Below are 14,655 nucleotides of genomic sequence, written 5' to 3' on the forward strand. Positions count from 1 at the left end.
ACCAGACTCCTTACTCAGTAAAACAGGATAACCCAGATGCTGGATGGATATTCGAAACTGATATTTGAAGGTGCGCTGGTGACGCTGGAGTTGGCACTGTGCTCAGTGTTGCTCTCAGTGATTATCGGCTTGATTGGTGCCGGTGGAAAGTTATCATCAAACCGGCTGTTATCTGGCTTGTTTGAGTGCTACACCACACTGATTCGCGGTGTACCTGATTTGGTTTTGATGCTGCTTATTTTTTACGGTTTGCAGATCACCTTAAACACCATTACTGAATCACTTGGTTTTGAGCAAATCAATATTGACCCTCTCTCTGCTGGGATTATCACTCTCGGTTTTATCTATGGTGCTTATTTCACCGAAACTTTCCGTGGCGCTTATATGGCAGTTCCTGCTGGCCAAATTGAAGCCGCGAGGGCATTTGGTTTTAATTCCAGCCAGATTTTCCGCAGAATCATGTTCCCTGCCATGATGCGCTATGCCTTGCCGGGGATTGGTAATAACTGGCAAGTCATCCTCAAAGCAACGGCATTGGTCTCTATTTTGGGATTGAATGATGTCGTCAAAGCGACACAACTGGCGGGAAAAGGCACTTATCAGCCTTTCTTCTTCGCGTTGGTGGCTGGTGTGGTTTATTTGGTGTTTACCACGGTTTCGAATGGTGTTTTGCTATGGTTGGAACGGCGCTATTCCCATGGGGTGAAGAGGGCTGAACTATGATTGATATTCTGCATCAATATTGGCAAGCCCTGCTCTGGAGTGATGGTTACCGCTTTACCGGGCTGTCCGTCACTTTGTGGTTATTAATTTCCTCCGTCGTGATGGGTGGGATGTTGGCCATTCCTTTGGCGGTGGCACGTGTCGCTGAAAGGCGCTGGATTCGTTTACCCGTCTGGGTTTTTACCTATATTTTCCGTGGTACGCCGCTCTACGTGCAATTATTGGTATTCTATTCCGGCGTGTACAGTTTGGAGATTATCCGAGGTAACGATCTACTTAATGCATTTTTCCGTAGTGGATTAAATTGCACTATTTTAGCGCTGACATTGAATACTTGTGCTTATACCACCGAGATTTTCGCCGGTGCTATTCGTTCAGTTCCTCATGGTGAAATAGAGGCGGCCAGAGCTTATGGTTTCTCACGTTTTAAAATGTATCGTTGCATTATTTTGCCTTCAGCATTGCGTATTGCTTTACCGGCCTACAGTAATGAAGTTATTTTAATGCTGCATTCCACCGCGTTGGCTTTTACCGCCACGGTGCCAGATATACTGAAGATAGCACGTGATATTAACGCTGCGACTTATCAGCCGTTTTATGCTTTTGGTATTGCTGCCGTACTTTATCTGATTATCTCCTTTACGCTAATTAGCCTGTTCCGCCAGGCAGAGAAACGTTGGCTGGCACATATAAAACCTCAGGCATCGCATTAAGTACGGAGAGACTATGACTGATACATTAAAAACTATGACTGACACATTAGAAACTAAAATAGCTGAAACCAAACTGTCTGTGACGGAGTTGCATAAGCACTATGGTGAGCATGAGGTTTTAAAAGGCGTTTCACTTTCAGCCAAAGCTGGGGATGTGATCTCCATTATTGGCTCTTCTGGCTCAGGGAAAAGTACCTTCTTACGTTGTATCAATTTCCTTGAGAAACCTAGCGAAGGGTCGATTAGTGTCAATAACCAGAATATCCGGCTGGTTCGTGATAAAGACGGGCAATTAAAAGTTTTTGATAAGAAAGAGCTGCAATTATTGCGCACTCGACTAACGATGGTATTCCAGCATTTCAATCTGTGGAGCCATATGACCGTGCTGGAAAATGTCATGGAGGCTCCAGTTCAAGTGTTGGGATTGAGTAAATCCGTAGCAAAAGAGCGCGCTATCCGCTATTTGGATAAAGTGGGGATTGATGAGCGCGCGCGGGCTAAATATCCGGTACATCTTTCTGGTGGTCAACAGCAGCGTGTCTCTATTGCCCGGGCATTGGCCATGGAGCCGGACGTATTACTGTTTGATGAGCCAACCTCAGCTCTGGACCCTGAGCTGGTTGGTGAAGTGTTGCGTATTATGCAAAAGCTGGCAGAGGAGGGGAAAACCATGGTGGTAGTGACTCATGAGATGGAGTTTGCACGCCATGTCTCCAGCCACGTCATCTTCTTGCATAAAGGTGTTATTGAAGAAGAGGGGCCGCCAGCCGAGCTTTTTGGCAACCCCAAGAGTACCCGCCTACAGCAGTTCCTTTCTGGCGCACTGAAGTAACAATGTAGTGGGATAGCTAACAGAGTTATCCCACTAAATACCTATGTTTTGGATGTTCTTTCCGGTCCCCTTCTCCCAACTAAATAGTTAGTTAATATATTCTTATATAATACAATAAATGTTTTTTAATTATGTGACATCAATATTAAATAATATAATTTTAACTAAATTATCTTGGTAAATAATATATTAATATGAGGTGTTATTTTGTCATTAATAGAGCAGTATTCTTTTGATTTTTCTCAAGGACGTGACTTGGTCAAAAAATTGGAGACATCATTGTATGAGATAGGTTATTACTCCGTTACGCCAGGAGATGTTGACGGCGCTAAAAAAATTTCAGGGGCATTATGTTACGCACTATCAACCAAGTTTATGATGGAAGAACGCAATGGTAATGTGGGGGGCGGGAAGCGGTACTTTTCCTGGTTGCAAAGAGCAATTGATAGTTATAAACAAAATGCTCAAATAGTTGATAGAGATCCGAGTAATATTCAGAGTAAATTACTAATGCAATATTATAGACAATTTCTTCATACCGAGTTGGAGAGAATATTAATATTGCAGAATAGTCAGTATGTAAATAACAATTATAAAGAAATAAAAAAGAACTTTGGTGGTGTTGCTAACCTTATGAAATCAGGTAAGCACGATAAGACCATGATTAGTCTATATGCTTTAATACAAGAAATAAAAGAAAAATCTGTCGGAGGTAGAATATCCCATAATGACTTAATTGATGTTATAGAAAAGTATGTGGCCTGTAATGACGAAGATTTTAAAAGTACTCTCAATAAAATACGTGAAAAAGGGAAGGATAAAAAATACTTAATTAGTTATATTCTGGATGATTTAGTTGAGCATCATAGTAAAATAAATAGAGTTTATAGTGAAGATGGGCAGCATGTAATGATGCCGAAGGATAAAGTGAAATCTGATCTTTTTGGTACAATGCTGGGTGCTGCAATAGAGAGTGAAAAGAGACGAGCCGCTGATATGTATGGTGGTCTTTTATTGGAAAGAGGATTAATCCGCAGTGGCGATAGGAGTGAAGATACCCGGCGCACTGAAATGAAAAATAATTTGATAGAAAGCAGTAGAAAATTAAAGCTTTTACTAAATGATATAAGTAATATTTCTCATAATACATATATTAGTATTTCGTCACCTAATCACACTCTTGCAATATCTATTGTTAAAAATGAAAAAAATAAAATAAGTTGGACTTTTTTCGATCCTAACTTCGGAGCGAAAACATTTGATAATCATACAGATTTTAAAAAACACATACATAATCATTTGAATAAGAAGATAACAAGAAACGGTTCCGAGATAGTGGTAGGAAAATACTATGATTTTCCTGTAGATGCTTTAGAAACGCTGGATTTTAGTGTTGCCTATATTAAATATGAAGACGACATGAGACCTCATCACGATTACAGTGTATCTAAAATATCTCAAGATGGTGAGCGGGTTTATATTATAAAATCACTCAAAGAAAATAAAATAGTTTTTAATTTATCACCAGAGTCTACGGCTAAAGTGATTGATTTTTCTGCCAAGGAGAAAGCTTCAGGCGAATGTCAGATTAAAAGTTTGGTCATGGAGATAACAGCAAGTGGAAAAGTATTTAATGTACATATGTCGGTTGATAGTTTTGATAATGCATTAAGCACATTAAAACCTAATATAGATATGCTAATTAATTACAAAAAAGATAATCCGACTGTTATGGATATCGATTTTACTCATGGGGTGATTAAAAAATATGCAGCGTCATCTTTTGATTTTGCAAAGCCAGGGAATTATAGCGAAATATCAATATATAACTTTGAGCTAGAGTCTCTTAGTTCACGCACTAAAAATGCCATCCAAATGTTAGACCGATTAGCCGAAGGGCGTATTTCCTTGACCCAATTAAGCTCGGAGACCCGGAGCTCACTTGCCGAATTTTTAGATGGTGGCAATGATATATTGGCAAATCGCAACATTTTAAAAGCCACTACTGATCCTGATTATTATCTGCAACTACGATTGGAATTATCTGAATTACAGCAAGTTAGTGTAAATAATCCTCAATTAGAATCAATTAAGATATCTGCAGCATTAGAAGTTAGTAAGCAATGGCATATTAATCAGAACAATAAAAATTCAAAATTAGTGACTTTCTCACATGAATTAGGTGCTAAAGGAGTCACTGCGGTTAATCAACTTTTAACCTTATCACTAGATTTAACAAAAGCAACAAAAAAACAGATTGACTTAGGTGTTTTATATTTTTACTCCTTGTTAAAAGGAGACTCTGTAAAATTCAAACAGCAGTTACTGGAGCATCGAAATTTAACTTATCTAAAATCAAATAATATAGCAACAGATAATGAAAATAGACAGTTAACTAATTTTAATAATTTAATTAATATCTTAAATGAACATCAACATAGTAATATTCGCACTTTCACTGCTGATGGTTTTTTAAATCAAGGTGTTAATTTATCAGATGTTGGCTATCATCAATTAATGACTGATGAGTTTTTATTAAATATTTCCATTGAAAAAACACGTGATCAATATTTATATCGTATTTACGATACTGAAGGCGGTGAGTTTACTCTTAGTGGTATAACGCTCCAAGAGATAAATAAAAAGCTAAATTCATTTATAGGACTGTATACGGCAGATAATATTAACACACCCTCCAACCAATCATATAAATTATATCGTATTAACCTGTCAGATAATGTGAATAATGGTTCTCAGTTGCTACTGGAAAATGTATTTAAACAAAACTTGACTAGCGAAAGGCAGCGATTAACTGAGCAAGGTAACATATTCTTTAACGGCGAAGTTATCGCTCTCCATACTCTTTATGATATGGGCGCTACACTAAATGGTAAAATTATTAGTGTAGAGGCTATTTTATCTGATGCTGACTGGCAACATAAATTACGCTTTGACCCTCTGCTGTTAAATGAATTTTATATACTCCCTGATGGGCGCAGCATTGAACAACAACAGTCGGTTAAAGTTCTGCGACAATTATTAACTGAAGATAATAATCATAAAATACTGGACAACGTCGTTGACTCTTTCGAGAGAGGGGAAGCTATTACACGACTGAATACCATAAAGCACCATGTCGAACGTGATGGAAATATTGATACTAAATTATGGCATGATTTAACACGGACTACCGCCACATCGAGGCGTTTCCAATCAATTGGCCAGACAGTCGGTAGTGGTGCTCAGACTCTGGGTTTTATTACCTCATCGATCTCGACGTCAGTCATGGTGAAAAGACTGCAAGATCCTGATATTACAGATAAAGAACGCGATGAAATAATGAAGCAGTTGGCGATCACTTGGGGTTCGAGAGGGGTGGATATTAGCACTGACTTGATGCAACCCACTTTTAACAAACTGCATAACTATTTTAGTAAAAAACTCTTGTCAGGTGCCCGCTCTGGCATTGGTCGCACGGGTTATAGTCTGGCAGCTAAATCAGCTAAATATGCTGGGACGGCATTTAATCTGGCTTCTGCTGGTTTTGACATCCATGATGCTGTCGAGAATTTTGACAAGGCAGCGAATGAAGAAAATACGGATTTAAAAACTGACTATTTGGTCAATGCTTCTCTTTCTACTATTAGTGCAGTCGTCTCTGTGACGACTGCTATTGCATTGGCTTTGGGCTTCGCGTCGGCGGGACCAATAGGTATTGTTGCGGGGGCAGTTATTATGCTGGCAAGTGCGATGTATAATGCAATACGGCAGACCCAATATATAAAAGAACAAGTCAGCCTTAGTTTAGATGAAGAGGTTAATACCGGATGGAATTTATTTGTCGGGGCAGAACCCCCGAAGTCTGTCAGGGATAAGTTGGCTCAAAAAAATCAAGAAGATTTGGATAAATATTTTATTCAATCAGTAAAGAATACATTAAAAGATCAACTGCAACCGATGGGGTTTAATCGATACTTTCATGGTCGCCAGAGATTTAACTCAGCATCAGTAACTAAATTTTGTATCATACATAAAGATGATGAGAAGTATGAAAAGTATTCAAAAGAAGAGCTGTTAAAAATATACTTACACCTAGATGCTAAAGTATATAGTGAAGATAAAATAATAAATAGAAAATATTCTAGTAGAGGTTCGGTAAGAAGATATTTTGTTATGCGCTACATGGTAGAACCGCTCAATTATTTTGAATATAACCGCTGGGCAGAGATTAATGCTTCTGATAAGCTGATATCTATCAGGATACAAGAAATTAGCTATAAGAATAGCTTTACCAGAAGTGTTGTCATCATAATGAATTATGAATTATTTAATTCTTATTTACTTCCCCATAATAAAAATTATTTACTGGGTCGAGTAAATAATAAGGATTTGTATGAAGAAGCCATTGACCCTGATGGTGATAATAATACTCACTTCCACATTGATAGCTCAAATAATATAATTTTTGGCTATGGTGATGCTAAGAATAGTTTTTACGTTAGTAAATTTAATAACATTTTAGTGGGTGGTCAAAAAGACGATATATTTTCTCTTTCTAGTTATTTGCCTCATAGTATGCAAGTAGTTCCCAATTTTCTTGATGGGCAAGGCGGTTCCGATACCTTATTGCTCTCTGGTCTTCGCATAGGTAATAAAGGTTTTAATGCAAATCTTTTAGAGGGCTATGTTTATATTAGAGGGAACGAAGGTAAAGGTGAGTGGGCGAAAGAAGCTAACTTGAAAGATATAGAAAATGTTATTGGTCAGGCATATTTAAATGATATTCTTCACGGTAACAATAATGACAATTATATCAATGGAATAAGTGGGTTTGATAATATAAAAGGTCTGGATGGTAATGATAAAATGCAGTTAATTAATGGTGTGGCAGACGGCGGGAGAGGTAATGATTTGTATCTCATTACCGCGCAAGATAAAGGTCATCATCAAGTGAAAATTATAGATTCTGGTCTGGATGAAATCAGTAGCATTCTCATGTCGTATTCTGTAACTGATCTAAGATCAATAAATTTGGATGACAATGATGTGATTCTTAAGTGGGAAAAGTCTGACCGCAGCCATACAATAATATTAGAAAATGCTTATAAACAGAAAAAATATAATAGCAAAAGAGTATTGAATCATAATTATATGTTTACTACCTCAGATGGCTTCATACTTTCAGCAAATTGGCCTGAAGAGGTGGATTTTAACGCCAATAGGTGGTTGTTATCACTTGAATTTTCAGCAGTATATAATTATCTGTCAGATACTACTCTCTATAAAAAAGATGAAGTGCCGATAAGCCCAAAAAAAATAAAAGTATTTCTTAATAAAAATAATAACAGTATGATAATTGATAGTAGAGTGGTGAAATTTCCCAACTGTGTAAATCCACTATTAATAGCCTATCCAACCAGTCAGAGTACACTTCTTACTGGCAATATAAAAAACAATGTTTTTCACCGGTTGAAGGCTGGCAGCCGTTCAGTCGGTTTTTCAGGGGATAACCGATACGAAATTTCTGATATTTTACGGGCGGATAATACTGAAAACTCGTTTATTGATATTGAGTTCTTTGCCGGTGATACTGTTGAAAATATTAAACAAAATACGATGACTATTGTATTTAATGATGTCAATGCTTACGATCTCAACGTAAGATACGACGAACGTCACTTAAGATTGTACATTGAACATCGGGACCAACCCAATGACTTTGCAATTGTGCGCATTGAACAGTTGGCCGAGGCAGTTTCATCGGATGGTAAAAAACTAATCACTTTAATAGATAAAAATAAAAAATCATTCTATATAGATATAGAAGGTGGATCATATAACATTCTAGAAAGCATACCGACTAATATTACTGCGACTAAATTTGATGATAATATTATTGTTCCTGATGGCTATCGTTTGGAGAATGATTTTTTAGATCTTTATGGTGGAGATGATACTGTCAGTGATTTAAGTGGTCAGGGTAACACTATTATATGTGGGAGCGGAAATGACATTATTTATGCTGCTGCCGGGAATAATGACATTCAGGGAGGGCCGGGAAATGATGAATTATTTACTGGTGATGGTGATGATATAATAAAGGGTGGTGATGATAATGATTTATTGAGTAGTGGTAATGGAAACGATAATCTGGACGGTGGGAATGATGATGATCGTTATGTCATTGAAAAAGGATATGGAAAAACTACTATTCATGATAATCATGGAAGGAATAGCATAACATTTAAAGATATTGATCATACTGAATTACAGTTTGAAAAAGAAAAAAATAATTTAAGGATCTCGATCAGGGGCTCAGCGAAGGTGGTAGTTATTAAAAACCACTATTTATATAATAATATGCGTTCCAATTTTGTTTTTAAGACCAATAATCATATTATTGAAGGTGATAATCTTGATTTATTGTTTAGCTCGATGACTGCACTCTCTGATAATATTCATAATAGCATTCAGGATCCCGGAAGTAGAATATATGGTTCGATGCACCAGAACTTGTGGGTACCTATTACTGTAGGGTGATTTTCATTATGACCAGGATATTCCTTTTTGAAGGAATATCCTGGTGATGAAAATGACAAATATATTATGGCGAGAGTTTAATCCTGAGAATGTTTTCTCGTCGGTTTCTTCAGCACATTACGCAAAGCTTCTTCCAGTTCGAAATAGCGGAATGCAAAGCCAGCTTCTTCCAACCGTTTTGGCACTGCCCGTTGCCCCCCTAATACCAATGCTGCAGATTCTCCCAACAATAAGCGAATGGCTGCCGCTGGGGTACGAATCACGGCAGGGCGTTCGAGTACTTCTGCCAGCGTAGCAATAAATTGTTCATTATGGACCGGATAAGGTGAAACCATATTGAATGGGCCATGCAACCCATCTGTGGTTAGTAAATAATGGATACCATGAACCATATCATCAATATGTATCCAGGGTAGGTATTGGCGACCATCGCCGATTGGGCCACCCAGACCCAGGCGTAATAGCGGTACCATTTTAGCTAATGCACCGCCATGAGGCGCTAATACAATACCGGTACGTAGCAAGCAAACCCGGGTTTGACTGCTTTGCGCTGCCAGTGCCAGGCTTTCCCAACGTTCGCATAACTGATGAGTAAACTCATCATGGGGTATCTCATCTTCGGTGACTAATGCTTGCCCCTGATCGCCATAAAATCCGACTGCAGATCCTGAAATAAACACTGTCGGAGGTTGACTGCTGGCTTTAATTAATGCGGTTAGTCTTTCGGTGATCTGCCAGCGACTCTGGCATAAAATTTCTTTTTGTTGTGAAGTCCAACGCTTCTCAGCAATAGGCTCACCCGCCAAATTAATCACCGCATCAAAACCATTGAGGTCATGCTTATCATTCAATGTTGACCAACAGGTGACTTGCGATCCAAGCACATGACTTGCTCGTTGTGGGTCACGGGTTAAGGCGGTTATTTGATGGGATTGCGACAAAAGAAAGGCGCAAAGACTACGCCCGATCAGTCCTGTAGCTCCAGTGATTAATATACGCATGGCCAATCTCCGTTTATCCCTTATTGTTTTGGTGTTATCGCGATAAATGTCTACTTATCCAGCTTCTCTTTTAGCATAGGTGATTCTGGGGTCTTCTCCTACGATGCTGAGCACATCCTGTGTTAATTTTTTCATTAAGATAGTATGTCGATCGCAGGCCACTAGCGGGTGAGAAGAATGTCCTAATGTTGTCAGCAGCATCATTTGAGAAAATAAAAAAATAATAACTAATAAATTCCGCATTCTGTCCGATTAATACAGTATTGTGCGCTCAGGTACTACCAGTTTGCCGACGTAGTTATGGCCTAAAAACTTTATTACTTCTGAGTGCTGACAATGGTTGAAAGGCCTACGCGACGACTTTTAAAACACTGAATTAGTGATTTTCTGCTAGAGTAAACATACTAATTTGAATAGAAAAGAGGCTACCAGCCTTTTCACCTTGTGAAGTTGGATGTTTTATAAAAAATGTTGGGTGTTTTATAAAAACTCACGGTGGCTTATAAATCCTCCGGCTGAGATCTGGTTGTGATCTCATTGTTGTTCATACACTTTTTCAGGTGCGCATGAAGCTAAACATCGAAGTTAATTGTTCTTATGTGTGTGAGCCTATACATAAGCAAGACGGTAGTTTATTAGCGGTTGAGCTATTAAGCCGATTTTCAACTAAATCTGTCGATTCGCCCATTGATGTCGAACATTTCATTAAAGAATTGGATGTGGGTGAAAAGACTAATTTATTCCAAGACCAATTACGTGCGGTGAAAGCCTATAGCGATTGGTTTATCACTAACAATGTTTTGCTTTCAATTAATATCGATTTTGACTTGGCCAGTGTGATTGTCACGGACAAACTGACTCGCCAAATCCTAGATGAAATGCCTTTCTTAAGGTTGGAGATTATGGAGACATTCTCCAATTTATCCGATGGAATGAATAACCCATTACTGCGTGAGTTGGCTGAGCTATATCCCCTATGGCTCGATGATTTAGGCAGAGGTGACTCCACCCTTAATGCGGTCACTGCCAATATTTTTGAGTATGTCAAAATTGATAAGCATTTCTTCTGGCAGCATAACAAGCATACTTTCCCAATCCTGATAAATAATATTAAGAAATATTGTCTTGGGGTTATTGTCGTTGGCGTAGAAAATCAAGATGAGTCAGAACAGCTTAAAGGCAGTAGGATTGATGCTATGCAAGGATATTTATTCAATCAGCTCACACTGGATGAACTGGTATCTCAATCTTGATTATAACGATTTCTCTCCCACTTGAGCTCACATTATGCTGACATGATTCTGTAATGTTAGCTTTGTCTTTTACGATAAAATTTTCTTATGGCAGATAGTGGCTTTTATCGGATTAATCCGACGGATTGGATGATAGAATAAAGCCACATTGAGTGCTCATTATCTGCCTGGGCTGACTGTATAGCCTGATTTAATCGAGTTAAATCTAAGAGACGACGATACCATGAAGTTAATGTTTGCTTCTGATTTGCATGGGTCGCTACCGGCCACAGAACAGGTTCTGGAAATTTTTGAACGTAGTCAGGCACAATGGTTGGTGCTATTGGGTGACTTGCTCAATCATGGGCCCCGCAATGCATTACCGGCCGGTTATCAACCGGCAGCGGTAGCAGAATGCCTTAATCCCTATAAAAACAACATTATTGCGGTACGCGGTAATTGCGACAGTGAAGTCGATCAGATGTTATTGCAATTCCCGATAATGGCGGGTTGGCAGCAGATTATTATGCCAGAAACGCGTCTATTTTTGACGCATGGTCACCTTTATCACCCTGCGGCTCTTCCTCCGTTGCGTCATGGGGATGTCTTAGTTTATGGTCATACACATCTGCCTCAGGCACAGTGGCAGGATGAGGTGATATGCTTTAATCCTGGCTCCGTCAGTATCCCAAAAGGAGGATATCCGGCGAGTTATGGCATGTTGGATGGCGGTGTTTTACAGGTTCTGGCCCTACAAGATGATGAACCTATCGCCCAGTTGGCATTAAAAACTAAATAAATATACCTCTTGATTAACAATTGCGCGGATACGCGCCCAGATAGAAGGTTTCAGAGGATGGTGGAGCAAAATCCAGCAGCAGTCATCGAGTGGGTTGATATTGTTGATGAGCAAAATGAAGTTATTGCTCAATCCAGTCGTCAACAAATGCGAGCTCAACGACTACGCCATCGTGCTACTTATATTGTGGTGCACGATGGAATGGGCAAAATTCTGGTACAACGTCGTACTGAGAACAAAGATTTCTATCCCGGAAAACTGGACGCAACAGCCGGTGGAGTGGTGCAAAGTGGTGAAAACTACCTTGAATCAGCTCGGCGCGAAGCGGAAGAAGAGTTAGGCATTGCAGGGGTGCCTTTTGCCGAACATGGTCAGTTTTACTTTGAAGAAGAGTGCTGCCGCGTGTGGGGTGCCTTGTTCAGCTGCGTCTCGCATGGCCCATTTGCATTACAGGCGGAAGAGATAGATGAAGTTCGTTGGATGCTGCCGGAAGAAATTACCGCCCGCTGCGACGAGTTCACGCCAGACTCCCTAAAAGCCTTGTCGCTGTGGCTAACACGCAATAATGAACAGGATTACGGAAAAATCACTCCGCGGGAAGATTAATCTACATCAGCCATAAAAAAAGCCCCTTACAGGGGCTTTTTCGTTCTAGCCTTTATCTTGCTGATTATCGAACAATAATACCCAGCAAAATACCCAGAGCACCGAAGTCGGCATCGCTGAATGTGGTGTTGGCAAAACCAATATCGCCCAACACTGGCAACAGGAACACTGGCAGGAAGGTAATTAATAAGCCTTGTGCGAATGCCCCCAGAATGGCACCACGACGTCCACCGGTCGCATTACCAAATACCCCAGCAGCAGCACCGACGAAGAAGTGAGGCACGACACCTGGGATAATGACCGTCATGTTCATTAAATACAGCGCGAACATCCCGATAAGACCTGCAGCAAAGCTGCTCAAGAAGCCAACTAATACGGCATTTGGCGCGTAAGGGAAGACGACCGGGCAATCCAGCGCGGGTTTAGCATTAGGAACTAATTTGTCTGAAATCCCTTTAAATGCGGGCACGATCTCGGCAATAACCATACGCACACCTTGCAAGATGATGTACACACCTGCGGCGAAAGTAATGGATTGCATCAGTGAGAACATGAACCAGTTTTTGCCGCCGCTCAGGCTTTTCACAACTTCCGGCCCGGCAAACAGGCAGGTTACGATGAAAATGATACACATGGTAAAGGAGATAGCCACTGGTGTATCACGCAAGAACAGCAGACTTTTCGGCACATTCATGTCTTCAGTCGAATGTTCTTTATTACCAAATTTACTGCCGATAAAACCGGCTAATACATAAGACAGGGTAGAGAAGTGGCCGATTGCCACGTCATCAGAACCGGTCACCTTTTTCATATAAGGGTGGGCGATGGCAGGGAAGAACACCATTGCAACCCCAACGACTAGTGAACCGATAACAATCAGTGTTACACCACTGACCCCGGCAGTTGCCAGAATAACGGCCACCATCATCGACATAAACAGAGTATGGTGCCCAGTCAGGAAAATAAATTTCCAAGGTGTAAAGCGAGCAATCAGAATATTGATAACCATAGCGAAGAACATAATCATCGCCATTTCTTTACCGAAACTCTTTTGTGCTACTGACACAATAGCTTCGTTATTTGGCACGACGCCCTGAATACCGAAAGCATGTTGGAAAATATTGGCGAAATCACCTAGAGATGACACTACCAAGCCAGCACCGGCACCCAAAATCACAAAACCCATGATGGTTTTTACGGTGCCTTTGATACATTCCGTGACCGGTTTTTTCTGGGCAATCAGACCGATTAAAGCAATCAGACCCACCAGCACCGCCGGTTCGGAGAGAACATCACTCATTAAAAAGCGAAAGAAATCCATGCCAGCCTCCGGTTACAAAGCGCCTAATTCGGTTAATGCCACAGATAAACGCTCTTTCATGGCTTTTTTATCGATCATGTTATCCAGAGCAACAATTTTGCCACCGACAGCCTGAGCAATTAACTGCTCAGCAATATCTTTGGTGCCGATGAAAATATCACTCGGCGTTCCTTTGGCTGAGCCCAGGTCAACATGATCAACCTCGGCACTGACTGCCAATTCTTTCAGAATATTTTTGATGCTGATTTCCATCATCAGGCTGGTGCCTAAACCATTACCGCAAACCACTGTAATTTTCATTTTCTTTCCCCTTAAAATTATTATCCAAACCTAATGTGGTGATTAATAACGCGCAATAACGGACAAAATATCCTGCTGCGTTTTGGCATTAAGTAAGGCGGTCACATCTGTATCGTTATCGAACAACTGCGCGAGTTGAGAAATAGCCTCGATATGGCTGGTACTGTCTGTCGCGCTCAACACTATGAGCAGTTTTACCGGATCGTTACCTTCTGCATTGAAAGTGACGCCCTCGGTGATGACGGTTAATGCCAGAGAGAGTTTATTCGCCCCTTCTTCTGGACGGGCATGCGGCATGGCAATCCCCGGCCCGACAACGTAGTAAGGGCCAATGGCCTCATGGGAGCGATAAATCGCCTCGACATAACGAGGTTCAATCGAGCCATTATCAATTAATGGCTGGCATGAAATCGCGATGGCATCACGCCAATCTTTTGCATGGCCGACCACCTGAATGACGTCTGGCGTTAACAGTGTTTTTAACATGATATTTATGACTCCCAATGACTGTTAACAGGAGAGTAGATAGTTATCACTGCTATTAATGTGATGAATATCTCAATTGATAGCGCTACCTGATAGCGCTAT

Annotated in this window: 11 protein-coding genes; 7 read left to right on the top strand and 4 right to left on the bottom strand. The window is 40.2% G+C overall.

Features of this window, described 5'->3' with window-relative positions; genetic code table 11:
• Positions 1-36 precede the first annotated feature (36 nt).
• From DJ58_RS16375 to DJ58_RS16360, 4 genes are all read left to right on the top strand, one after another.
• Entirely contained in the window at positions 37-723 is a 687-nt protein-coding gene (locus tag DJ58_RS16375; RefSeq protein WP_004708838.1) for a histidine ABC transporter permease HisQ, read from the top strand.
• Positions 720-1,436: an ABC transporter permease gene (locus tag DJ58_RS16370; protein WP_032910981.1), complete on the top strand. Its 717-nt coding sequence runs from the start codon at positions 720-722 to the stop codon at positions 1,434-1,436. The genes DJ58_RS16375 and DJ58_RS16370 overlap by 4 nt, the downstream gene beginning before the upstream one ends.
• 34 nt (positions 1,437-1,470) lie before the next feature.
• Positions 1,471-2,268, top strand: coding sequence for a histidine ABC transporter ATP-binding protein HisP (hisP, locus tag DJ58_RS16365; RefSeq protein WP_072088104.1), 798 nt, complete (start codon positions 1,471-1,473; stop codon positions 2,266-2,268).
• Between the two features lie 207 nt (positions 2,269-2,475).
• Complete coding sequence (locus DJ58_RS16360) at positions 2,476-8,808, top strand: YopT-type cysteine protease domain-containing protein (protein WP_004708831.1); 6,333 nt, start codon at positions 2,476-2,478, stop codon at positions 8,806-8,808.
• 77 nt (positions 8,809-8,885) lie between these two features.
• Here DJ58_RS16360 and DJ58_RS16355 read toward each other — a convergent pair whose 3' ends face one another.
• Positions 8,886-9,809, bottom strand: a complete 924-nt coding sequence (locus DJ58_RS16355; protein WP_032910978.1) for a TIGR01777 family oxidoreductase — start codon at positions 9,807-9,809, stop codon at positions 8,886-8,888.
• Between the two features lie 566 nt (positions 9,810-10,375).
• On the opposite strand from DJ58_RS16355, the gene DJ58_RS16350 reads away from it, so the two are divergent.
• The 3 genes from DJ58_RS16350 (at position 10,376) to yfcD (ending at position 12,446) form a co-directional block, all read left to right on the top strand.
• Complete coding sequence (locus DJ58_RS16350; protein WP_032910976.1) at positions 10,376-11,062, top strand: EAL domain-containing protein; 687 nt, start codon at positions 10,376-10,378, stop codon at positions 11,060-11,062.
• 223 nt (positions 11,063-11,285) lie between these two features.
• The gene (yfcE, locus tag DJ58_RS16345; protein ID WP_004708825.1) at positions 11,286-11,840 is read left to right on the top strand and encodes a phosphodiesterase; all 555 of its coding nucleotides are present in this window, start codon (positions 11,286-11,288) and stop codon (positions 11,838-11,840) included.
• Positions 11,841-11,897: 57 nt separating this feature from the next.
• Positions 11,898-12,446, top strand: coding sequence for an NUDIX hydrolase YfcD (gene yfcD, locus DJ58_RS16340; protein WP_004708824.1), 549 nt, complete (start codon positions 11,898-11,900; stop codon positions 12,444-12,446).
• A 64-nt stretch (positions 12,447-12,510) separates the two neighbouring features.
• Here yfcD and DJ58_RS16335 read toward each other — a convergent pair whose 3' ends face one another.
• The 3 genes from DJ58_RS16335 to DJ58_RS16325 are packed head-to-tail and all read right to left on the bottom strand — an operon-like array spanning position 12,511 to position 14,553.
• Positions 12,511-13,767 (bottom strand): PTS ascorbate transporter subunit IIC, encoded by a 1,257-nt coding sequence (locus DJ58_RS16335; protein WP_004708822.1) that lies wholly within the window; start codon positions 13,765-13,767, stop codon positions 12,511-12,513.
• Positions 13,768-13,779: 12 nt separating this feature from the next.
• Positions 13,780-14,067, bottom strand: a complete 288-nt coding sequence (locus DJ58_RS16330; protein WP_004708821.1) for a PTS sugar transporter subunit IIB — start codon at positions 14,065-14,067, stop codon at positions 13,780-13,782.
• 42 nt (positions 14,068-14,109) lie between these two features.
• Positions 14,110-14,553 (bottom strand): PTS sugar transporter subunit IIA, encoded by a 444-nt coding sequence (locus tag DJ58_RS16325; protein WP_004708818.1) that lies wholly within the window; start codon positions 14,551-14,553, stop codon positions 14,110-14,112.
• Between the last annotated feature and the right edge of the window lie 102 nt (positions 14,554-14,655).

It is taken from the genome of Yersinia frederiksenii ATCC 33641 (genome assembly GCF_000754805.1).
GTDB lineage: Bacteria > Pseudomonadota > Gammaproteobacteria > Enterobacterales > Enterobacteriaceae > Yersinia > Yersinia frederiksenii.